General features: G+C 69.3%; 18 protein-coding genes, 1 tRNA gene and 1 pseudogene. 13 read left to right on the forward strand and 7 right to left on the reverse strand.

Features of this window, described 5'->3' with window-relative positions; translation table 11 throughout:
* The first annotated feature begins 7 nt into the window (after positions 1-7).
* The 3 genes and pseudogenes from QAD21_RS11680 (at position 8) to meaB (ending at position 5,223) form a co-directional block, all read left to right on the forward strand.
* Positions 8-1,952, forward strand: a pseudogene (locus tag QAD21_RS11680) (methylmalonyl-CoA mutase family protein).
* A complete protein-coding gene (gene scpA / locus QAD21_RS11685) occupies positions 1,949-4,225 on the forward strand; it encodes a methylmalonyl-CoA mutase (RefSeq protein WP_065632187.1) in 2,277 nt (758 codons plus the stop codon). Before QAD21_RS11680 ends, scpA begins: the two are co-directional and overlap by 4 nt.
* A complete protein-coding gene (gene meaB / locus QAD21_RS11690) occupies positions 4,225-5,223 on the forward strand; it encodes a methylmalonyl Co-A mutase-associated GTPase MeaB (protein WP_058250405.1) in 999 nt (332 codons plus the stop codon). The genes scpA and meaB overlap by 1 nt, the downstream gene beginning before the upstream one ends.
* A 145-nt stretch (positions 5,224-5,368) precedes the next feature.
* Here the strand turns inward: meaB and QAD21_RS11695 are convergent, their stop codons facing one another.
* A complete protein-coding gene (locus QAD21_RS11695; protein WP_068971566.1) occupies positions 5,369-6,319 on the reverse strand; it encodes an LLM class F420-dependent oxidoreductase in 951 nt (316 codons plus the stop codon).
* Between the two features lie 4 nt (positions 6,320-6,323).
* On the reverse strand, positions 6,324-7,394 hold the full coding sequence (locus tag QAD21_RS11700; RefSeq protein WP_065632230.1) for a nucleoside hydrolase: 1,071 nt from the start codon (positions 7,392-7,394) through the stop codon (positions 6,324-6,326).
* 112 nt (positions 7,395-7,506) lie between these two features.
* Here QAD21_RS11700 and QAD21_RS11705 point away from each other — a divergent pair, with 112 nt between their 5' ends.
* Positions 7,507-8,769: a M23 family metallopeptidase gene (locus tag QAD21_RS11705; RefSeq protein ID WP_068971565.1), complete on the forward strand. Its 1,263-nt coding sequence runs from the start codon at positions 7,507-7,509 to the stop codon at positions 8,767-8,769.
* 93 nt (positions 8,770-8,862) lie between these two features.
* On the forward strand, positions 8,863-9,792 hold the full coding sequence (locus QAD21_RS11710) for a mechanosensitive ion channel domain-containing protein (protein WP_065632191.1): 930 nt from the start codon (positions 8,863-8,865) through the stop codon (positions 9,790-9,792).
* Positions 9,793-9,858: 66 nt separating this feature from the next.
* On the opposite strand, the gene QAD21_RS11715 is transcribed toward QAD21_RS11710, so the two are convergent.
* Positions 9,859-9,947 (reverse strand) — tRNA-Leu (locus QAD21_RS11715).
* A gap of 120 nt (positions 9,948-10,067) precedes the next feature.
* On the opposite strand from QAD21_RS11715, the gene QAD21_RS11720 reads away from it, so the two are divergent.
* Entirely contained in the window at positions 10,068-11,402 is a 1,335-nt protein-coding gene (locus tag QAD21_RS11720; protein ID WP_065632192.1) for a M20/M25/M40 family metallo-hydrolase, read from the forward strand.
* A gap of 106 nt (positions 11,403-11,508) precedes the next feature.
* A complete protein-coding gene (locus QAD21_RS11725) occupies positions 11,509-12,054 on the forward strand; it encodes a YbhB/YbcL family Raf kinase inhibitor-like protein (RefSeq protein WP_065632231.1) in 546 nt (181 codons plus the stop codon).
* Positions 12,055-12,107: 53 nt separating this feature from the next.
* On the opposite strand, the gene QAD21_RS11730 is transcribed toward QAD21_RS11725, so the two are convergent.
* From QAD21_RS11730 to QAD21_RS11740, 3 genes are read right to left on the reverse strand one after another with little or no spacing between them, the layout of a single operon-like run.
* Positions 12,108-13,244: a quinone-dependent dihydroorotate dehydrogenase gene (locus tag QAD21_RS11730; protein ID WP_065632193.1), complete on the reverse strand. Its 1,137-nt coding sequence runs from the start codon at positions 13,242-13,244 to the stop codon at positions 12,108-12,110.
* On the reverse strand, positions 13,238-13,585 hold the full coding sequence (locus QAD21_RS11735) for a DUF5703 family protein (RefSeq protein WP_068971564.1): 348 nt from the start codon (positions 13,583-13,585) through the stop codon (positions 13,238-13,240). Before QAD21_RS11735 ends, QAD21_RS11730 begins: the two co-directional genes overlap by 7 nt.
* Positions 13,582-14,661: a hypothetical protein gene (locus QAD21_RS11740; RefSeq protein ID WP_068971563.1), complete on the reverse strand. Its 1,080-nt coding sequence runs from the start codon at positions 14,659-14,661 to the stop codon at positions 13,582-13,584. Before QAD21_RS11740 ends, QAD21_RS11735 begins: the two co-directional genes overlap by 4 nt.
* 101 nt (positions 14,662-14,762) lie before the next feature.
* Between QAD21_RS11740 and QAD21_RS11745 the strand changes: the two genes are divergently transcribed.
* The 6 genes from QAD21_RS11745 (at position 14,763) to QAD21_RS11770 (ending at position 19,703) form a co-directional block, all read left to right on the forward strand.
* On the forward strand, positions 14,763-15,605 hold the full coding sequence (locus QAD21_RS11745) for an undecaprenyl-diphosphate phosphatase (protein ID WP_058250412.1): 843 nt from the start codon (positions 14,763-14,765) through the stop codon (positions 15,603-15,605).
* A 67-nt stretch (positions 15,606-15,672) separates the two neighbouring features.
* Positions 15,673-16,434, forward strand: a complete 762-nt coding sequence (locus tag QAD21_RS11750; protein ID WP_065632196.1) for an MSMEG_4193 family putative phosphomutase — start codon at positions 15,673-15,675, stop codon at positions 16,432-16,434.
* 25 nt (positions 16,435-16,459) lie between these two features.
* Entirely contained in the window at positions 16,460-17,194 is a 735-nt protein-coding gene (locus QAD21_RS11755; protein ID WP_065632197.1) for a DUF3090 domain-containing protein, read from the forward strand.
* The gene (locus QAD21_RS11760; RefSeq protein ID WP_065632198.1) at positions 17,166-18,020 is read left to right on the forward strand and encodes an SCO1664 family protein; all 855 of its coding nucleotides are present in this window, start codon (positions 17,166-17,168) and stop codon (positions 18,018-18,020) included. The genes QAD21_RS11755 and QAD21_RS11760 overlap by 29 nt, the downstream gene beginning before the upstream one ends.
* A 66-nt stretch (positions 18,021-18,086) precedes the next feature.
* The gene (mshC, locus tag QAD21_RS11765; RefSeq protein WP_058250416.1) at positions 18,087-19,340 is read left to right on the forward strand and encodes a cysteine--1-D-myo-inosityl 2-amino-2-deoxy-alpha-D-glucopyranoside ligase; all 1,254 of its coding nucleotides are present in this window, start codon (positions 18,087-18,089) and stop codon (positions 19,338-19,340) included.
* 54 nt (positions 19,341-19,394) lie between these two features.
* Complete coding sequence (locus QAD21_RS11770; protein ID WP_058250417.1) at positions 19,395-19,703, forward strand: hypothetical protein; 309 nt, start codon at positions 19,395-19,397, stop codon at positions 19,701-19,703.
* A gap of 28 nt (positions 19,704-19,731) precedes the next feature.
* Here the strand turns inward: QAD21_RS11770 and QAD21_RS11775 are convergent, their stop codons facing one another.
* Positions 19,732-20,610 (reverse strand): PAC2 family protein, encoded by an 879-nt coding sequence (locus tag QAD21_RS11775; RefSeq protein ID WP_058250418.1) that lies wholly within the window; start codon positions 20,608-20,610, stop codon positions 19,732-19,734.
* Positions 20,611-20,635 lie beyond the last annotated feature (25 nt).

Here is a 20,635-nt window from a genome sequence, read left to right on the forward strand (position 1 = left end):
TCCCCACATGCCACAGCAAACTGACCAGCCCAAACCCGAGTCAGAACTCGACGACGCCTACCAGGCGTGGTCGACGGCCGCCGCGGCCGTTCTGGCGAAGTCGCGACGCGTCGACGTCGACGAGCTGCCCGACACACCCGAGGCGCTGCTCTCGACCGACACCGCCGACGGGCTGACCATCCGGCCGCTCTACACACGTCGCGACGAACTCGCCGAGCCCGGTGTCCCCGGTCGCTTCCCGTTCGTCCGTGGCGCCGACCCGGCTCGTGACGTCACCACCGGCTGGCGCGTCACGGAACGGTTCGGCGACGACGCGACGCCGGCGGCGGACCTCAATGAGCTCATCCTGGAGGCGATGGCCAACGGGACGAGCGGTCTCTGGCTCTCGGTGAGCAGGCCCGGTGACGGGCTGGGGGTCGCCGACCTCGCGACGGCGCTGCGCGGCGTCTACCTCGATCTGGTGCCGGTGACCCTCGATGCGGGCACCGAGGGCATCGCGGCGGCTCGCGAACTGCTCGGCCTGAAGGAAAAGGCCCAGGCCGCTCCGGTCGCCGCCGCTCCGACGGCGGCCACCGTCCACTCCTTCGGCCTGTCGCCGCTGACGGCCGCGTTCTCGGGCCGGGCGACCGTCGATCCCGACGAGGCCACGGCCCTCGCCGCATCCGGGCTGCCCGACGGGGTCCGTACCTTCCGGGTGGACGGCAGCGACTTCGCCACCGCCGGTGCCGACAACGGCCTCGAACTCGCACTCACGGTGGCGGCCGCGGTCGCCCACCTCCGCGACCTCACCGCGGCCGGCCTCTCACCCGAGGCCGCGCTGCGTCAGATCACCTTCGGCGTCTCCGCCGACGACGACCAATTCGCCACGATCGCGAAATTCCGTGCGCTGCGCAAGATCTGGGCTCGGGTGGCCGAGGTCGTCGGCGCACCCGAGGTCGGCGGAGCACTGACCCACGGCGTGACCGATCTGTCGATGTACTCCCAGCGGGACCCGTGGGTCAACATGCTGCGCAGCACCATCGCGGCATTCGGCGCCGGGGTCGGCGGAGCCGACCAACTGACCGTCCTGGGCTACGACGCGACCATCCCGGCGGACAAGCGCACCTCGAGCGCGTCCTTCTCGCGACGCATCGCCCGTAACACCCAGCTGCTGCTGCTCGAGGAGTCCAACATCGGACGCGTCCTCGATCCGGCCGGCGGCTCGTGGTTCGTCGAATCCCTGACCGACGATCTCGCCACGAACGCCTGGACGGTGTTCACCGAAGTCGAGGCCGCCGGCGGTTACCGTGCCGCGCTCGACACGGGCTGGATCGCCGAGAAGGTCGACGCCTCCCTCGCTCGCCGCGACACCGAGGTCGCGCATCGCCGCATCTCGGTCACCGGCGTCAACGAGTTCCCCAACATCGACGAGCGCGCACTGTCGGAGACGACCGGGCCCGGCCTCCGCGGTCACCGACGTCGTCACCGGTACGCCGCGCCTCGCGCGGATCGGACGCGCCTTCGAGGAACTGCGGGACCGATCCGACGTCGTGCTCGCCGAGCACGGTGCACGGCCGTCGATCCTGCTCATCCCGCTCGGCAGCGTCGCCGAACACAACGGCCGCACCACGTTCGTCGCGAACTTCCTGGGTGCCGGCGGCATCACCGTCGTCAACCCCGGCCCGCTGACCGCGGACAAGGTCGGCGACGCGGTGGCCGGGGCGAACACCCCGATCGCGGTCCTCTGCGGAACCAAGGCGCGCTATGCCGAAGAGGGGCCCGCCGCACTCGCGGCCGCTCGCGCGGCCGGTCTGTCGACAGTGCTCCTCGCCGGACCGGACAAGGAATGGCCCGAGGGCGACGATCGTCCCGACGGTTCGCTGCGCGTCGGCATCGATGCGGTGAGCACCCTCGGCGACCTTCTCGACCAGCTGGTCTCGACATCCCCGAAGACGGCGGGAGCAACGGCATGACCCAGACCGAACCCGATCTGACACAGACGATTCCGAACTTCGCCGGAATCGGTCTGACATCGGACGACACCGGTGCGACGACCGCTGATGGTGCCGCGGCCGCGGTCGCCGAGGAACTCGCCTCGGCGCACGGCTACTCGGTGGACCAGGTCACCTGGAGCACCCCGGAGCAGATCGACGTCACGCCGGTGTACACGCGCGCCGAGCGCGACGCCGTCCTCGACGATGCCGAACATCCGTACCCGCTCGACTCCGTTCCCGGTGCCGCACCGTTCATCCGGGGCCCGTACCCGACGATGTACGTCAACCAGCCGTGGACCATCCGCCAGTACGCCGGCTTCTCGACCGCGGCCGAATCCAACGCCTTCTACCGTCGCAACCTCGCGGCCGGCCAGAAGGGACTGTCGGTCGCATTCGACCTCGCGACCCACCGCGGCTACGACTCCGACCATCCGCGCGTCGCCGGTGACGTCGGCATGGCCGGTGTGGCGATCGACTCGATCCTCGACATGCGTCAGCTCTTCGACGGGATCGACCTCGGCAGCGTGTCGGTGTCGATGACGATGAACGGTGCGGTGCTGCCGATCCTCGCGCTCTACGTCGTGGCCGCCGAAGAGCAGGGTGTGCCGCCGGAGAAGCTGGCCGGGACCATCCAGAACGACATCCTCAAAGAGTTCATGGTCCGCAACACCTACATCTATCCGCCGAAGCCGTCGATGCGGATCATCTCCAACATCTTCGAGTACACCAGCCAGAAGATGCCGAAGTTCAACTCGATCTCGATCTCCGGCTATCACATCCAGGAGGCCGGGGCGACGGCCGATCTGGAGCTGGCCTACACGCTCGCCGACGGCGTCGAGTACATCCGCGCCGGACTCGAGGCCGGCCTGGACATCGACAAGTTCGCCCCGCGACTGTCGTTCTTCTGGGGCATCGGCATGAACTTCTTCATGGAGGTCGCGAAGCTGCGTGCGGCGCGTCTGCTGTGGAGTGAGCTCGTCGCCGAGTTCGATCCGAAGAACGCGAAATCGCTGTCGCTGCGCACACATTCGCAGACCTCGGGCTGGTCGCTGACCGCCCAGGACGTGTTCAACAACGTGGCCCGCACCTGCGTCGAGGCGATGGCCGCCACGCAGGGTCACACCCAGTCGCTGCACACCAACGCCCTCGACGAGGCCATCGCGCTGCCGACCGACTTCTCGGCCCGCATCGCGCGCAACACCCAGCTGCTCCTGCAGCAGGAGTCGGGCACCACTCGTCCGATCGATCCGTGGGCCGGTTCGAACTACGTCGAGTGGCTCACGCATCAGCTGGCGCAGAAGGCGCGCAAGCACATCCGCGAGGTCGAGGAGGCCGGCGGCATGACGCAGGCCATCAACGAGGGCCTGCCGAAGCTGCGCATCGAGGAGGCCGCGGCGCGCACCCAGGCGCGTATCGACTCCGGCCAGCAGCCGTTGGTGGGCGTGAACAAGTACCAGGTCGCCGACGACGAGGAGATCGAGGTCCTCAAGGTCGAGAACTCGAAGGTGCGCGCCGAGCAGCTGGAGAAGCTGGACCGGCTTCGCGGACAACGCGATTCGGCTGCGGTCGAGGCGGCCCTGGCCGATCTCACCCGCGCGGCCGCGTCGTCGGAGGGTGGCCTGGAGAACAACCTGATGGCGCTGGCCATCGAGGCAGCACGGCATCAGGCGACGGTCGGTGAGATCTCCGAGGCACTCGAGAAGGTCTATGGTCGCCATCAGGCGGAGATCAAGACGATCAGCGGGGTGTACCGACATGAGGCGGGCGAGGTGAGCAACATCGACGCGGCGATCGAGGCCGTGCGCCAGTTCGCCGAGGCGGAGGGCCGCCAGCCGCGTGTCCTGGTCGCGAAGATGGGCCAGGACGGTCACGACCGCGGCCAGAAGGTGATCGCGACCGCGTTCGCCGACCTCGGCTTCGACGTAGACGTGGGCCCGCTGTTCGCCACGCCGGAGGAGGTGGCCGCCCAGGCCGCCGACAACGACGTGCACGTGGTGGGTGTGTCGTCGCTGGCCGCCGGGCACCTGACGCTGGTCCCGGCCCTGCGGGAGGCGCTGCGCGAGGTCGGCCGCGAGGACATCATGGTGGTCGTCGGCGGCGTGATCCCGCCCGGCGACTTCGCCGAACTGTACGAGGCCGGCGCCGCCGCGATCTTCCCGCCCGGATCGGTCATCGCCGACTCGGCCGTGGAACTCATCGGCAAGCTCGCCGACACCCTCGGCCTGGAACTGCCCGGGGCGACCGCGAACTGATGGCGGTCCAACCGCGACGTCCCATCGACGTCGACGCGCTGGCCGACGCTGTCCTGGCCGATCGCCGCGCCGATCTGGCGCGTGCGATCACGCTCGTCGAGTCCAAGCGCGCCGATCACCGGGCCGCCGCCCAGGAGCTGTTGCTGAAGCTGACGCCGCACGCGGGCAAGTCGTTCCGCGTCGGCATCACCGGCGTCCCCGGGGTGGGCAAGTCGACGACGATCGAGGCGCTCGGCATGCACCTGCTGGAGCTGGGCCACAAGGTGGCGGTGCTCGCCGTCGACCCCAGTTCGACGCGCACGCGGGGCTCGATCCTGGGCGACAAGACCCGAATGGGCCGGCTGTCGACGGCCGAGAACGCCTACATCCGGCCGTCGCCGACGTCGGGCACGCTCGGCGGCGTGGCCAAGGCCACCCGCGAGAGCATCGTGCTCGTCGAGGCGGCCGGCTTCGACGTCGTGCTGGTCGAGACGGTGGGAGTCGGGCAGTCCGAGGTGACGGTCGCGAACATGGTCGACACGTTCACGTTCCTCACCCTGGCCCGCACCGGGGATTCGTTGCAGGGCATCAAGAAGGGTGTCCTCGAACTCGCCGACGTGGTCGTGGTGAACAAGGCCGACGGCAAACACCTCAACGAGGCGAAGAGCGCGGCACGCGAGTTGAAGAACGCGCTGAAGCTGATCTATCCGCACGACGCGCTGTGGATGCCGCCGGTGCTGACGATGAGCGCGATCGAGAACACCGGCGTCGACGAGTTCTGGAAGACCGTGGTACGCCACAACGAGACACTCACCGCGGCAGGAGAGTTCACCGCCCGCCGCAACCAGCAACAGATCGACTGGACCTGGGCGATGGTCAACGACATCGTGCTGTCCCGGCTCGGTGACTCACCCGCCGTGCGCGGGATCCGCGGCGACGTGGAGCAGCAACTGCGGGACGGGTCGCTGACCCCGGCACTCGCCGCGCAACGGATCGTGGACGCGTTCGACGAGCGCTGAGTGCACCGATCGAGGTCGCATGCGATCTCGATCCGTCCGTGCGACCTCGATCGAGGTCGCGTCAACGGACTGAGGTCGCATGCGACGTCAATCCCGGCGGCGGCGTGGACATCTGGTGCGGCCCGGCGCCCCCGGGGTTAGAGCATCAGCCGATGAGCGGTGCCAGCGTCTCGCCGAGCAGCGAGACCCGCCCCGGCACATGACCGTTGGCGGGAGCGTTCACCGTGACACCGTCGACACCGGTCGCGAGCAGTTCGGCGTAGCGGGCGGCCACCTCGTCGGGATCCCCGACGATCGTCGATCCGCGGCGAACCTCGGCCGCCGGTGTGCGTTCCAGGTACGCCTCCAGCTCGGCGGTCGCCTCGGCGGCGGTCGGCGCCACGCAGGCCGACGTCTGGACGGTCACGGTGATCTCCGAGCGGTCCCGGCCGAGTCGTTCGCAGTGTTCGGCGAGGGCGTCGAGTTTGCGGGGGATGTCGGCGGGTGTGCACAGCAGGTTCGATTCGTCGGCGTACTGCGCGACCATCCGCAACGTCTTGCGCTCGCCGCCGCCGCCGATCATCACCGGGATCTTCGACAGCGGCGCAGGCACATTGAGAGCGTTGGTGACCCGATAGCGGTCACCGTCGAGGCTGGGTGCCTCGCCGGCGAGCATGCCGAGGATGATCTGCAGCGCCTCCTCGAGGCGCTCGAACCGGTCGGTGAACGTCCCGAACTCGTACCCGAGCGAATCATGTTCCAGCTCATACCATCCCGCCCCGATGCCGAGCTGGGACCGACCACCCGACACCACGTCGAGGGCCGTGACCGTCTTCGCGAGCAGCGTCGGGTTGCGGTAGGTGTTGCCGGTGACGAGCGACGACAGACGGACCTTCGAGGTGTGCTGGGCGAGTGCCGCGAGCAGGGTGTAGCACTCGATCATCGGGTCGTCGGGCTCACCGAGCATCGGCAACTGATAGAAGTGGTCCATCACGAGGACGGTGTCGAAACCGGATTTCTCGGCTTCTTGCGCCTGCGCGACCACGGTGGGGAACAACTGGTCTGCGGCGACGCCGGGGTAGGTGAAGTTCGGGATCTGGTAACCGAGTCGAGTCACCCGTTCAGAGTAGTCCGGTGGACTCCTCCGGCGCGGTGCCGACGATTTCGGGTGCGCGACTGCGTGCGAACGCGCCGATCGTCTCGATCAATTCGTCGAACACGGCGTCGATGTCGGTGGAGGTCGCGATGCGGGCGTTGGGTCCGGGCGCGGTCATCGCGCGTTCGTCGGCCACGGTCATGCCCCGCGTCAGCGTCCCGGCGAGTTCGACGTCGACGCGCGCCGGGCGGGTCTCGACCGTGTCGGGGGCCAGCGCGACCAGTGCGGCGAACGGGTCGTGCAGGTGGGCGATGTAACCCTCGTCGTGATCGTCGTGGAACTCGAAATAGAACCGCAGGGCGTCGACGAGATGCCGGATGATCTCGTTGTCGGCGACCGAACGGAGTCCGCGTTCGTCGGTCGGGTCCGGGCACTCGACGGGCGTGCTGCCGGCCGCGGCGGCGAGTCGGACCACGTGATCGGGTGTCAGGACGACCGACTCGGTGAGGTCGAGCGCGCAGACGATCGGTTCCGGGGCGCCCGCGGTGCCGAAGGCGGTGAACACCTCGGCCGCTGCTTCCGGGTCGACGGCCACATTCCACTCCGAGGTGGGCGTCGTGTTGCCGTGGGTGTGGAAGGCGCCGCCCATGATGACCAGGCGCCGCAGGCGCGCCGGCAGGTCCGGGTCGCGTCGGATCGCGGTCGCCAGGGACGTGAGGGGGCCGGTCACCAGGCCGACGAGTTCGCCGGAGTGCGCCTGCGACGCCTCGATCCAGGCGTCGGCGGCGTCGAGATGGCTCGGCGTCGTGGTCGGGGCCGGCAGTTCGGCGTGTCCGACGCCCAGCGGACCGTGGGTGTCCTCGGTGGTCATCAGCGCGGCGACGAGGGGAGTGGCCGGGCCGGTGTGGACGGGCACCTCGGAGCGTCCGCACAGCTCCAGCCACGAGAGATTGTTGGCCGTCACGACATCGACGGGCACATTGCCGGCCGTGGAGGCCACTCCGACGAGGTCGACGTCGGTGCGCGCGAGCAGATAGATCAGCGCGAGTGAGTCGTCGATGCCGGTGTCGCAGTCGAAGAACAGCCGCTGGGTCACCGCACAATTGTGCCGGGTCCGCTGCGAACGCAGGTCCACCACCCCGTCGGGACCCTAGGCTCACGGCAGCCGGGGCGGACCGTCGTCGGCCCGATGAGCCCCGGAGGAACCGATGGCCCCGACACGACACACGCTGGCCGCCCTGGCCGCCGGTGCGGTCCTCCTGATGAGCGCGTGCGGCGCGAACAGCGCCGAGCCCGAGGCTTCCTCGACGAGTGGTTCGGCCGGCGCTCGCGGTACGCCGTCGGCTCCCGTCGTCACACCGGTGGTCGGGTCGGTGATGTTCGCGCCGACACCGTTCGCCGGTTCCGACGGCGACAACCACCTCGTCTATGAGATCTCGCTGACCAACTACGGGCGCACACCGGTGACGGTCGCCGGAGTCGAGGTGCTCGACGCCACCACCGACCGCGAACCGCTGCTCACACTCGACGACAACGGGGTCCGCGACCGGCTCAAGCCCACCGGCGCCCCGTCGGTGCCGCCCGGTCCGGGCGCACCCGAGGGGTACTCCGACGTGCTGGCGCCGGGACAGAACGGCGTCCTCTTCCTCCACGTGACCTTCTCCGGGAATGCGCCGAAGCAGCTGATCCACGAGATCTCCGTGCGTGCCGACGCGGCGCGACCGGGTATGCGGGATGTCGACGAACGCCTCGCGCCCGTCACGGTGGGCGATTCAACCGTCCCGGTCCTGGGACCACCCCTGCTCGGTGAGCACTACATCGCCGCCGACGCGTGCTGCGACGCCGTCCGGCACACACGCGCGCTTCTCCCACTGAACGGATCACCGGTCCTCGCCCAGCGGTACGCGGTGGACTGGGAGCAGGCCGGTGCCGATGGTCGGATCTTCGTCGGCGACGCGAAGAATCCGGCGAGCTACCGGATCTTCGGCGATGACGTGCTCGCCGTCGCCGACGGCACGGTGGTCGCCAGCCGCAACGACCTGCCGGAGCAGACACCGGGGACGTTCCCGCCGGATCTCGCCATCGGCGACGCCGACGGCAACAACCTCGTCCTCGACATCGGCGACGGCTTCTACGTGAACTATGCGCACATGCAACCCGGGTCGGTCCGCTTCGCCCCTGGCGACCGGGTGCGCCGGGGTGAGGTCATCGGCAAGGTCGGCAACACCGGGAACTCGGTGGCGCCGCACCTGCACGTCCACGTCATGAACGGGCCGGAGTTCCTCGGCTCGCAGGGTGTGCCCAGCGTGACCGAGGAGTTCACGATCACCGGCCGGGTGGTCGACACCGCGGCGTTCGACGCCTCGGAGGCCACCGGGGTGCCGTTGCGGCTCGCCCCCGGCGTGACGGAGAGCACACACGAGAAGCAGATGATCCTCGATCAGAACATCGTCACGTTCACCGCAGGCTGACAACGGTTTCCGGCGTCACCACCTCCCAACCGGCACCCAACACGGGGTCGGTCACGACTGGACAACGATCTCATCATCCGTACGGTCGGACCCATGTCGATTCAGGACTCTGCCTTCGAATGGACGGAAACGAACCGCGAATGGCTGATCGAGAATCCCGCTCGCATCGTCGCCTACGTGGCCGTGGCGTTGATCGTCCGCTTCGTGATCCACCGTGCCATCGACCGCGCCACCCGGCCACGGACCGCCGGCGGGGAGCCGGGCCGCGGCTCCGCTCTCATGCGCGGACTGCGGTCGAAGTCGGCCTCCACCGAGCGCAACGCCCAGATCGCCGCACGCCGTGCACAGCGGGCCGCGACGATCGGGTCCGTGCTCAAGTCGACGGTGTCGATCGTGCTGCTCGTCTGGGTGGTGCTGTCGGTCCTGAGCGTCCTCGGCGTCAACATCGCGCCGTTCATCGCCTCGGCCGGCATCGTCGGCCTCGCCATCGGTTTCGGTGCGCAGAACCTGGTGCGCGACTTCGTGACCGGCGTCTTCATGCTGCTCGAGGACCAGTACGGCGTGGGTGACATCGTCGATCTCGGCGAGGCCGTGGGCGAGGTCGAATCGGTGGGGCTGCGCGTCACCACCCTGCGCGACATCGACGGCACCCTCTGGTACGTCCGCAACGGCGAGATCGCCCGCGTGGGCAACATGAGCCAGGAGTTCGCGGTCGCGCGCGTCGACGTCCCGGTGGCGCCCGGCGCCGACATCGACAAGGCGCAGCAGGTGGCCGACGAGGCGGCCCGCACCGCGGTGGAGGAGGACTCGACCGACATCCTCGGCCAGATCGAGATGCTCGGCGTCCAGGAGGTGTCGTCGGATCAGGTCGTCCTGCGTCTGACGGTGAAGACCAAACCGAACGGCCAGTGGGCGGTGCAGCGGCGACTGCGTCGGGCGATCCTGCGGGCCTTCGTGGAGAACTCGATCGATCTGCCGTACTCGCGGGCGTGGGCGGCGCTCGCGGATTCGGTCGCACCCTGACGCGGAGATCGCCTGCGGCACAACAAGAAGAACCCCGGCGGTGAGCCGGGGTTCTTCTCGTTGTTCTGGTGTCCGAGGGGGGACTTGAACCCCCACGTCCGTTAATAGGACACTAGCACCTCAAGCTAGCGCGTCTGCCATTCCGCCACTCGGACCTGCGTGCCGCGGTGAGCGTCCGGCGATCTCCCGCCGGTGGTCTCTCGACCCCGCCTCGCTGCAGCGGGATAACCCTAACCGAGGTTGCCCGTGTATCCCAAATCCCGTAGGAGTGAGGGGTGTCTTCACAGTCTGCGACCGACGAAGTGGTCGATCTGGTCAGCCAATTGATCCGTTTCGACACCTCCAACACGGGCGAGCCCGAGACCACCAAGGGCGAGGAGGAGTGCGCCAAGTGGGTGGCCCAGCAGCTCGAGGAGGTGGGCTACACCACGCAGTACGTCGAGTCCGGCCGTCCCGGCCGCGGCAATGTGTTCGCGCGCCTCGCCGGTCCGCCCGACTCCGATCGCGGCGCGCTGCTGATCCACGCCCACCTCGACGTCGTGCCCGCCGAACCGGCCGACTGGAGCGTTCACCCGTTCTCCGGTGCCATCAAGGACGGCTACATCTGGGGCCGCGGCGCGGTCGACATGAAGGACATGGCCGGAATGGCCCTGGCGCTCGCGCGTCAGTTCAAACGAGACGGCACCGTGCCGCCCCGGGAGCTGGTGTTCGCGTTCCTCGCCGACGAAGAGGCCGGCGGGGCGTGGGGCGCCCACTGGCTCGTCGAGAACCGGCCCGACCTGTTCGAGGGCATCACCGAGGCCGTCGGCGAGGTCGGCGGCTTCTCGCTCACCGTCGACCGGCCCGACGGCACGCAGAAACGTCTCTATCTGGTCGAGACGGCCGAGAAGGGGCTCGCGTGGATGCGGCTCACCGCCGAGGCGCGGGCCGGGCACGGATCGTTCCTGCATGAGGAGAACGCCGTCACCGAGGTCGCCGAAGCGGTCGCCCGGATCGGTCGGCACACGTTCCCCCTGGTGATGACGGAATCGGTCAGCCAGTTCCTGGCCGAGGTCAGTGCGGAGACGGGCCTGGACCTGAGTCCCGAGGCCCCCGACCTGGAGACGTCGCTGTTCAAGCTGGGCAACCTCGCGCGGATCATCGGCGCGACCCTGCGTGACACCGCCAATCCCACGATGCTCAAGGCCGGCTACAAGGCCAACGTCATCCCGCAGAAGGCCGAGGCGGTCATCGACTGCCGCGTGCTCCCCGGGCGGCAGGCCGCGTTCGAGAAGGAGATCGACGAACTCATCGGCCCCAACGTGCGGCGGGAGTGGATCACCCATCTCGATTCCTACGAGACGACCTTCGACGGCGACCTGGTGGATGCGATGAACGCCGCCGTCCTCGAGCACGATCCGCAAGGAAAGACGGTGCCGTACATGCTCTCCGGCGGCACCGACGCCAAGGCGTTCGCGAAGCTGGGCATCCGGTGCTTCGGGTTCGCGCCGTTGCGGTTGCCGCCCGAACTCGACTTCGCGGCCCTGTTCCACGGCGTCGACGAGCGCGTGCCCGTCGATTCGGTTCTGTTCGGCACCAAGGTCTTCGAGCACTTTCTGCGGCACAGCTGAGCACATCACTACAGTGGGCGGCACGGCCTTCCCGCCGATCCGGGCGAACCGGTTCGGAGGGCGACCGGCACTCTTCCGACGCGCGAAACGTGAGAAAGGTGAACACATGTCGTCATTCGACCCGTACTCCCCGCTGCCGAGCCTTCCCGGTTTCACCCTGACCTCGGAGAGCTTCACCGACGGGGCCGCACTCGCCAACGGGCAGGTGAGCGGGATCATGGGTGCGGGTGGCGAGGACCTCTCCCCGCAGCTGAGCTGGTCCGGATTCCCCGCCGAGACCAAGAGTTTCGCCGTCACCGTTTACGACCCCGACGCTCCGACCGCCGCCGGGTTCTGGCACTGGGCCGTCGCCGACATCCCCGCCTCGGTCACGAGCCTGCCCGAGGGCGCCGGCGACGACGACGGGTCCGGGCTCCCCGACGGCGCGGTCACTCTCACCAACGACGCTTCGCTACGCCGCTACATCGGTGCCGCGCCGCCCCCCGGACACGGCCCGCACCGCTATTTCGTCGTCGTGCACGCCGTGGACACCGAATCGCTCGGGCTGCCGGAGAACGCGACACCGGCCTACCTGGGTTTCAACCTGTTCTCGCATGCGATCGCGCGGGCGACCCTCGTCGGCACCTACGAGCAACCAGCCGAGAACGTCTGAGTTCTCGCTCGGCCGATCGCCCGGTGCCCTGCGTACCGGGCGATCGGTGGCCGTCAGGGCTGGTTGCGGGCCGCGCAACCGACCGCGTCGGAGATCGAGGCGAAGCCACCGTCCCGGGCGCGCCGGGCGAGTCCGGCATGGAGTTCGGCGAGCCACACCGGGCCGCCGTAGATGAAGCCGGTGTAGACCTGCAACAGGTCGGCACCGGCGCAGATCCGCTCCCAGGCCTGGTCGACGGTCTCGATGCCGCCCACGCTGACGAGCGCGATACGTCCGCCGACGCGGTCGTAGAGGCGACGCAGCACCGTCAGCGACCGAGCGGCGACCGGCGGCCCGGACAGCCCACCGGCACCGATCTCGTCGACCTCGTGCGACGCGGTGCGCAGACCCTCGCGGCCGATCGTGGTGTTGGTGGCGACGATCCCGGCCAGGCCGAGCTCCACGGCCAGGTCCGCCACGGCGTCGACGTCGTCGTCGACGAGGTCGGGGGCGATCTTCACCAGCACCGGGACGTCCACGGCGGCGAGTACCGCGGCCAGGATGGGCCGCAGTGAGTCGACGGCCTGCAGATCACGCAGTCCCGGGGTGTTCGGCGAACTCACGTTGACCACGACGAAATCCGCGAGCGGTCCGAGCAGTTCCGCCGAACGCCGGTAGTCGTCGATGGCGTCCTCGACCGGGACGACCTTGGTCTTGCCGATGTTGGCTCCGATGGGGACCGACACCGGCCCCCGTCGTACCTCGGTCAGGTGCTGTGCGGCCACCTCGGCACCGGGATTGTTGAAGCCCATCCGATTGATCAGCGCACGGTCCGCGGGCAGCCGGAACAATCGCGGCGTCGGATTCCCGGGCTGCCCCTGGCCGGTGATCGTGCCGATCTCGGCGAACCCGAAGCCGAGCTGACCCCAGGTGTTCACCGCGCCGGCCGTCTTGTCGAACCCGGCCGCCAGACCGATCGGGGCGGGGAAGTCGACGCCGAACACCCGCGTCCGCAGGATCGGATCATGCCGGGCCAACAGCCTCGCGGTCAGGAACGCCAACGGCGAAAACCGCCCGACGACGCGCAGCACCGAGAACACGATGTGATGGATTCGCTCCGGATCGACGCGGAACATGATCGAGCGCACTAGGGGATAGCACCACCGGTTGAGCACGGGAAGTACTCGGGTGGTGCTGCGGGACATCAGCATGCGCGGGCGCTCCGTGGGTCGTTGTCGTCGAATCCGGTGGACCGGTCGCCGGTCGGGTCGGCGGTGTCGGGCCCGCGTGAACCTCGCGGCGGCCGGCGCCGTTTGAGCAGCACCTTGCGGGTTCCGTCGGAGTAGAGCCGCACCCGGGACAGCTCCCAACCGCCGAACTCCGCCTCGAGGGCCAACCGCATCGAGGCGGTCACCCGGGTGACGTCAGGGGGAAGACGCAGCAGGATGCACTCGACATCCTCCGAGGTGACCTCCCACCCGTCGGGATAGCGCGAACCGAGGCGCGCAGCAGTACGCGCACTACGAGCGTGCGGACGCCGGTCAGGATTCATTCGGCCCGCCCGTCGTCGGGAACCACCTGGAGTCCGCCGTTCCGCGCCGAGAGCACGTAGACGGTGCCCGATCCGTCGACCAAGATGCGGTCGGGCTGTACGACCGAAGCGAACCGCCGGACCTCGGTGGGTTCACCGTCTGCCAGGTCAAATGCCACCACCTCGTTGTCGCCGGTCGTCGAGACCCAGAGCAGGTCTCGGGTGTCGTCGTAGTCTACGGCGTACGGTCCGCCGGCCACCGGGTAGCGAAAGCGCATCACCAGCGGTGATCCGAAGAAGCCGAGGATCTCGCCGTCACGGGTGTTGGCGACCAGCACGCGTCCGAACTCGTCGACGGTCGAGTTGGTGGCCCCGTTGCCCGCACGCAGCGCCGGCCCCAGTTCACCGGATTCGGGGTCGACGGGGGTCACCGACGACTGCGCCCGATCCAGGACGACGACCTGGCCGTCGAGGCCTTCCGCAGACTCGGGCGCGGCCGTCACCGAGTCCACCCGTACGAAGCGATCGACGTCGTGCTTCTTCGCGAAATCGTTGTCGTACACGAGGACTCGTCCATCGGCCGTGCCGACGACGAGCAGCCCGGCCGTGGTCCGGGCGATCGCCGTCGGCTGGTCGGACTCGAGGTCGCCCGTGCGGACCCGTCCGTCGGCATCGACGACGACGAGCGCACCCGGGCCCGCGCCGACGAACCCGCCGTCGTCGCCGGCGGCCAGGGCGGTGAGGCCCGGGACCGCGATCGTCTGCGGCGGGGTCGTCAGCGCCCCGGCGTCGTATCGGAGGATCTGGTTGCCGTCGGCTGACAGGACGGCGACGCTGCCACCCGACGCGGCGAGCGCACGCGCCTCGGCCGGGGCGGGCGCGACGGTGCCCGCGGGAGCCGTCGTCGAATTCGCCGGCGCCTCCGGCGCGGTCGCGGGCACGACGGTCGGTACGTCGGGGGTGCCGTCGTCGGAGCCGCACGCGGTGATCATGCCCACACCGATGACCAGTGCCGCCGTGGCCGCGATCGGACCCCGTAGCCGCGACACGCCCGTGTGGGGCTGGTGACTTGGGCGTGAAGGTCGCGGGAAGAGCATGTCCCCATCTTGCGCGACCGCTTCCGCGCGCCGCTCAGGCGGGTCGGGGCCGTGTCGTCGTGTCGGGTCGGCTGCGGCGGTCCCAAGTAGCATCGGGCGCCGTGACCGACACCATGACGTGGACCCAGTCGATCGTCCTCGGGGCGTTGCAGGGCCTCACCGAGTTCCTGCCGATCTCGTCGTCCGGGCATCTCCGGATCGCCTCCGAACTGATGTTCGGCGAGGACGCCGGGGCCTCCTTCACCGCGGTCACGCAGCTCGGCACCGAGGCCGCGGTCCTCGTCTTCTTCGCCCGCGACATCGTCCGCATCATCACCGCGTGGTTCCGCGGGCTCCGTCATGCCGACGAGCGGAACGTCGACTACCGGATCGGCTGGTACGTGATCTTCGCGACCATCCCGATCGGCCTGATCGGTTTCCTGTTCAAGGACGAGATCCGCACCACCGGACGCAATCTGTGGCTCGTCGCCATCATGCTGATCGTGTTCGCCGGCGTGTTCTGGCTGGCCGAGCGCTACGGGCAGAAGCAGCGGAACCTCGAACAGCTCACCCTGCGGGACGGCCTCGTGATGGGTGGCGCCCAATGTCTGGCGCTGATCCCGGGCGTGTCGCGCTCCGGTGCGACCGCGAGTGCCGGCCTGTTCCTCGGACTCGAACGCGAAGCCGCCTTCCGCTTCTCGTTCCTGCTGGCCATCCCCGCGGTCACCGCATCCGGCCTGTTCAGCCTCCCGGACGCGTTCAACCCGAGCGGGGAGGGCATGGAGGCCAGCGGGCCCCAGCTGCTCGTCGCGACGCTGGTCGCGTTCGTCGTCGGTTATGCCGCGATCGCCTGGCTGCTCAAGTTCGTCAGCGCGCACTCCATGAACTGGTTCGGCGCCTATCGCATCGTGCTGGGCGTCACGCTGATCATCCTGTTGTCGACCGGCGTCGTCTCGGCGACCTGATGCCACGGCCGCGGCGCCGGGCGGTCGCGCCGTGCGGTCCCGCCGGGCCGGTGCCTATGGTTGTGGGATGACCGTGATCCTTCTCCGGCACGGCCGTTCGACGGCGAACACCTCAGGGGTGCTCGCCGGTCGCAGCGCCGGCGTCCACCTCGACGACCGCGGGCGCGCCCAGGCCGATGATCTGGTTCGTCGTCTCGGCGACCATCTCGGGTCCATTCGCGCGGTGGCGCGTTCGCCGCTCGATCGGTGCGCCGAGACCGTCCAGCCATTGCTGGCGGCGCTGGCCGGGGACGGGCAGGCGCCACCCGAGATCGTCGTCGACGATCTCGCCGAGGTCGACTACGGCGGGTGGACCGGGCGTCCGATCTCGGAATTGTTGACCGAACCGCTGTGGAAGGTCGTGCAGCGGCAGCCGTCGGCCGCGATCTTCCCCGACGGGGAGGGACTCGCCGATGTGCAGGCACGGGCCGTACGCGCCATCCGCGAACTGGACCGCGTCCACGGCGGCCCGGACGGTTCGGGGGTGTGGATCGCCTGCTCGCACGGTGACGTGATCAAGTCGATCATCGCCGACGCCATGGGCAGCCACCTCGACGCCTTCCAGCGCATCGTCGTCGAACCGGCGTCGATCAGCGTGATCCGCTACACGCCGTCGCGTCCGTATGTCCATACGGTGAATGCGACCGAGTTGCTGTCCATCCCGAAGCCCCCGCCGCCGGCGCAGGACGGGCAGCGACCGTCCGACGACGCGGTGGTGGGCGGCGACACGGGCGCGGATGTCGCGCCGTCCGCCAACGGTGCCGCGACGATCCCGGCGACATCGGGATAATGAACCAGACGACGAAGGAGGTGTGATGTCTCGAGCGATTCACGTGTTCCGGAGCCCGGACCGCTTCGTGGCGGGCACGATCGGGCAGCCCGGTGACCGCACGTTCTACCTCCAGGCGGTCCACGAGGCCCGCATCATCAGCGTGATGCTGGAGAAGCAGCAGGTCCAGATCCTCGCCGACCGGATCGGTGCCCTGCTCGACGAGATCCACCGACGCTTCGGCACGCCGATCCCGCCGGAGACCGACCGGGTCGGTGACCTGAGTCCGCTGGTGATGCCGGTCGACGCCGAGTTCCGGGTCGGCACCATGGGTCTCGGCTGGGACGCCGAATCCGAGGCGGTGGTGGTCGAGTTGCTCGCCATCACCGAGGGGGAGTTCGACGAGAGCGTGGTCCTCGACGACACCGACGAGGGCCCGGACGCGGTGCGGGTCTTCCTGACGACCGCGGCGGCCCGTGAGTTCGCCGCCCGTTCGTCGAGGGTGATATCCGCGGGACGACAGCCGTGCCCGCTGTGCAGCGAACCGCTCGATCCCGAAGGTCACCTGTGTATCCGGACCAACGGGTACAAACGGGCCGCGGAGTTGAGCAAATCCCTCGACTTCATCGACCCCGATGTCTTCAACAGCCTTGCCGCACAGAATGATCCGGGCCTGGCGGTTGATGACGACCCCTTCGGTCAGGCGGGGGACACCCCGCCGTCCGGTGACCCGGACGACCCCGACGAGCCCGGTGACGCCGGCTCTTCCGCACGTGACTGACGAGCCCGCGGTCGACCACGTCCTCCGCGACGGCGAACTCACCATCCTCGGCCGGATCCCCTCGGCCAGCAACGCGACGCTCGTGTGCGATGCGGTGCTCGACGACCGGACCTCGGTGCGCTGTGTGTACAAACCGGTGCGCGGTGAGGTGCCGCTGTGGGACTTCCCCGACGGCACGCTCGCCGGACGGGAAGTGGCGTCGTATCTGATCTCGGAGGCGCTGGGGTGGGACACGATCCCGACCACGGTGCACCGCGACGGGCCGCTCGGGCCCGGGATGGTGCAGCGCTGGGTCGAGACACCCGACAACACCGATCACCCGATCCCGGAGACCGAACCGCGGGTCGACCTGGTCGACCTGTGCCCGGTGGGCGCGGTACCCACCGGCTACCTCGCGGTCCTGCAGGCCTACGACCCGTACGGCGACCCCGTCGTGCTGGTGCACGCCGACGACCCGCGGTTACAGCGCATGTCGGTGCTCGACGTCATCCTCAACAACGCCGACCGCAAGGGCGGTCACGTCCTGGAAGGTCTGGACGGCACCGTCTACGGGATCGACCACGGCATCTGCCTGCACGAGGAGGACAAGCTGCGCACGGTGCTGTGGGGCTGGGCGGGCGAACCGGTACCCGGGCACCTCGTCGCCGATGTCGCCGAACTCGCCGAACGCCTGGCGACCGACGGCTCGGCGCTGCGCGCACAGCTCGCCGAACACATCACGCCCGACGAGATCGAGTCGCTCGCGATCCGCGCGATCGTGGTCGCCGAGAGCGCGACCATGCCGCACCCGCCCGGTCACCGGCCCATCCCGTGGCCGCCGTTCTGAGCGAGTGCGCTCCGTCCCGGACGAGGCCGTGAAGGGCCTGCGCGCGGTGGGCAATACAGTGGACGCATGCAGTCGTGGCCCGATCTCGAACTCCCCGCCGTACCGGGCAGTGGACCCGCCCTCCGTCTCTACGACACCGCCGACCGTGCGGTCCGTCCCGTCGCCCCCGGGGCCACCGCGACCATGTACGTGTGCGGCATCACCCCCTACGACGCGACCCACCTGGGGCACGCCGCCACCTATGTGACCTTCGACCAGGTCAACCGGATCCTGCGCGATCAGGGTCACGAGGTTCATTACGTGCAGAACGTCACCGACGTCGACGACCCGCTGTTCGAACGGGCGGACCGGGACGGCGTCGACTGGCGTGATCTCGGGGCGCGGGAGACGCAGCTGTTCCGCGACGACATGACCGCCCTGCGCGTCCTGCCCCCGCGCGATTACATCGGCGCGGTCGAGTCGGTCAACGAGGTCGTCGAAGTCGTCGGCAAGCTGCTGGCCTCCGGGGCCGCCTACACCGTCGACGACGCGCAGTTCCCGGACGTCTATTTCCGCACCGATGCCACCGAACAGTTCGGCTACGAGTCGGGGTACGACCGCGAGACCATGGAACGGTTCTTCGCCGAGCGCGGCGGCGATCCCGATCGTCCCGGCAAACGCGATCCGCTCGACGCGCTGCTGTGGCGCGCCGAACGTCCGGGCGAGCCGTCGTGGGAGTCGCCGTTCGGTCCGGGCCGGCCGGGCTGGCACATCGAGTGTTCGGCGATCGCGCTGAACCGGCTCGGGATCGAGTTCGACATCCAGGGCGGCGGTAACGATCTCATCTATCCGCACCACGAGTACTCGGCGGCCCACGGGGAGGCCCTCACCGGTTCGCGGCGGTTCGCCCGGCACTACGTGCACACCGGGATGGTCGGGCTCGACGGCGAGAAGATGTCGAAGAGTCGTGGCAATCTCGTGTTCGTGTCGGTCCTGCGTCGCGAGGGCGTGGACCCCGCGGCCATCCGACTCGCACTGCTCGCCGACCACTACCGCGGTGACCGGATGTGGACGGACGCGGTCCTGGACACGGCCGTCGAACGCCTCGGTCGCTGGCGTGCGGCGCTCGGCGCGAGTACCGGACCCGACGCCGAACCGGTCATCGCGCGGCTCCGCCAGCATCTCGCCGACGATCTCGACACCCCTAAAGCGCTTGCCGCAGTGGACGGTTGGTGCGCGGATGTCCGCAACGGAATCGGTTCGTCGACGACGGCGCCCGCCGAACTCGCGGCCGCGGTCGACGCGCTGCTGGGAATCCCGCTCGTCCCCGACGTCCGATAGGCGTTGTCCCCACACCCGGATGTCCGCGCGCCGACGTCTGGGTAGAGTGCTGACGTGGCGCGCGTGCAAGAGATCCGACCCGAGACCGACGCCGGGGTGTACACCGTCGTCACCCGGACGTCGACCTACCTGCTGGATTTCACCGAGATGACGCTGCTCCGGGCCCCCGGGGTCGGCGGCACCGAGAACGAGGACTGGACGGTCAGCAGGCTCCGACGCGACTCCGAGGACATCCCGCTGCTCGGGGTGAAGTCCTGTCGCCTGGGGGAGTCCGCGCAATTCTGGGTGCGCGCCGCCGACGATCCCGACGTCCGCACGTGGCGGATCACCACCCCGGTGGTGTCCATCGAGAAGATCGGCTGACGACCCGGATTCCGGCCGGACGCCTGGTTCAGGGTCCGAACGGGCCCTGGCCGCGACGTTTGAGGTAGCGCTCGAACTCCGCGGCCAGCGCGTCGCCGTCGATCTTCGCCATGACCTCGTCGGTGTCGACCTCGGCATCCCCGCGCTCCTCGAGCCCGCGCACGTAGTCGGCGATCTCCTCGTCGTCCTCGGTCATCTCGGTGACCGCGCGTTCCCATTCCTCCGCCTGCTCGGGGAGGGTGCCGAGCGGCACCTCGATGTCGAGGACCTCCTCGACCCGGGTCAGCAGCGCCACCGTGGCCTTCGGGTTCGGCGGCGTCGACACGTAGTGGGGGACGGCCGCCCAGAACGAGACGGCCGGCAGACCCGCCTGGACGAAGAGATCCTGGAGCACGCCGGTGATGCCGGTCGGTCCCTCGTAGCGACTCTCCGCGAGGTTGTACCGGGCCGCGGACTCGCTGCTGTAGGCCGCACCGGTCACCGGCACCGGGCGGGTGTGCGGTGTGTCGGCGAGCAACGCGCCCAGCATCACCGTGGTCTCGACACCGAGCTCCTGCGCGAGGTCGACGATCTCGGCGCAGAACGCCCGCCACCGCATGTTGGGTTCGATGCCGCGGACCAGCACGATGTCGCGGTCGGCGCCCCGCGGGCTGCAGTACGAGATCGACGTCGTCGGCCAGTCGATCCGGCGCGTGACCCCGTCGATCTGATTCACGGTGGGGCGATTGACCTGGAAGTCGTAGTATTCATCGGAGTCGATGTCGGCGAGGGGTCGGGCGTCCCATTCGAGTGCCAGGTGCTCGACAGCGCTGCTGGCGGCGTCCCCGGCGTCGTTCCACCCCTCGAAGGCCGCGAGCAGAATGGGTCTGCGCAGCTGGGGAAGGTTCGACGTCTGCTCAGCGTTCACCGATCCAGCCTACGACCGAACACGC

This window comes from Gordonia sp. SMJS1 (assembly GCF_029866425.1).
Lineage (GTDB): Bacteria > Actinomycetota > Actinomycetes > Mycobacteriales > Mycobacteriaceae > Gordonia > Gordonia hongkongensis.

Coding starts and splice junctions, on each gene's coding strand:
- scpA (WP_065632187.1), top strand. CDS start 1,949: ATGACCCAGACCGAACCCGATCTGACACAGACGATTCCGAACTTCGCC.
- meaB (WP_058250405.1), top strand. CDS start 4,225: ATGGCGGTCCAACCGCGACGTCCCATCGACGTCGACGCGCTGGCCGAC.
- QAD21_RS11705 (WP_068971565.1), top strand. CDS start 7,507: ATGGCCCCGACACGACACACGCTGGCCGCCCTGGCCGCCGGTGCGGTC.
- QAD21_RS11710 (WP_065632191.1), top strand. CDS start 8,863: ATGTCGATTCAGGACTCTGCCTTCGAATGGACGGAAACGAACCGCGAA.
- QAD21_RS11725 (WP_065632231.1), top strand. CDS start 11,509: ATGTCGTCATTCGACCCGTACTCCCCGCTGCCGAGCCTTCCCGGTTTC.
- QAD21_RS11730 (WP_065632193.1), bottom strand. CDS start 13,244: ATGCTGATGTCCCGCAGCACCACCCGAGTACTTCCCGTGCTCAACCGG.
- QAD21_RS11735 (WP_068971564.1), bottom strand. CDS start 13,585: ATGAATCCTGACCGGCGTCCGCACGCTCGTAGTGCGCGTACTGCTGCG.
- QAD21_RS11740 (WP_068971563.1), bottom strand. CDS start 14,661: ATGCTCTTCCCGCGACCTTCACGCCCAAGTCACCAGCCCCACACGGGC.
- QAD21_RS11750 (WP_065632196.1), top strand. CDS start 15,673: ATGACCGTGATCCTTCTCCGGCACGGCCGTTCGACGGCGAACACCTCA.
- QAD21_RS11755 (WP_065632197.1), top strand. CDS start 16,460: ATGTCTCGAGCGATTCACGTGTTCCGGAGCCCGGACCGCTTCGTGGCG.
- mshC (WP_058250416.1), top strand. CDS start 18,087: ATGCAGTCGTGGCCCGATCTCGAACTCCCCGCCGTACCGGGCAGTGGA.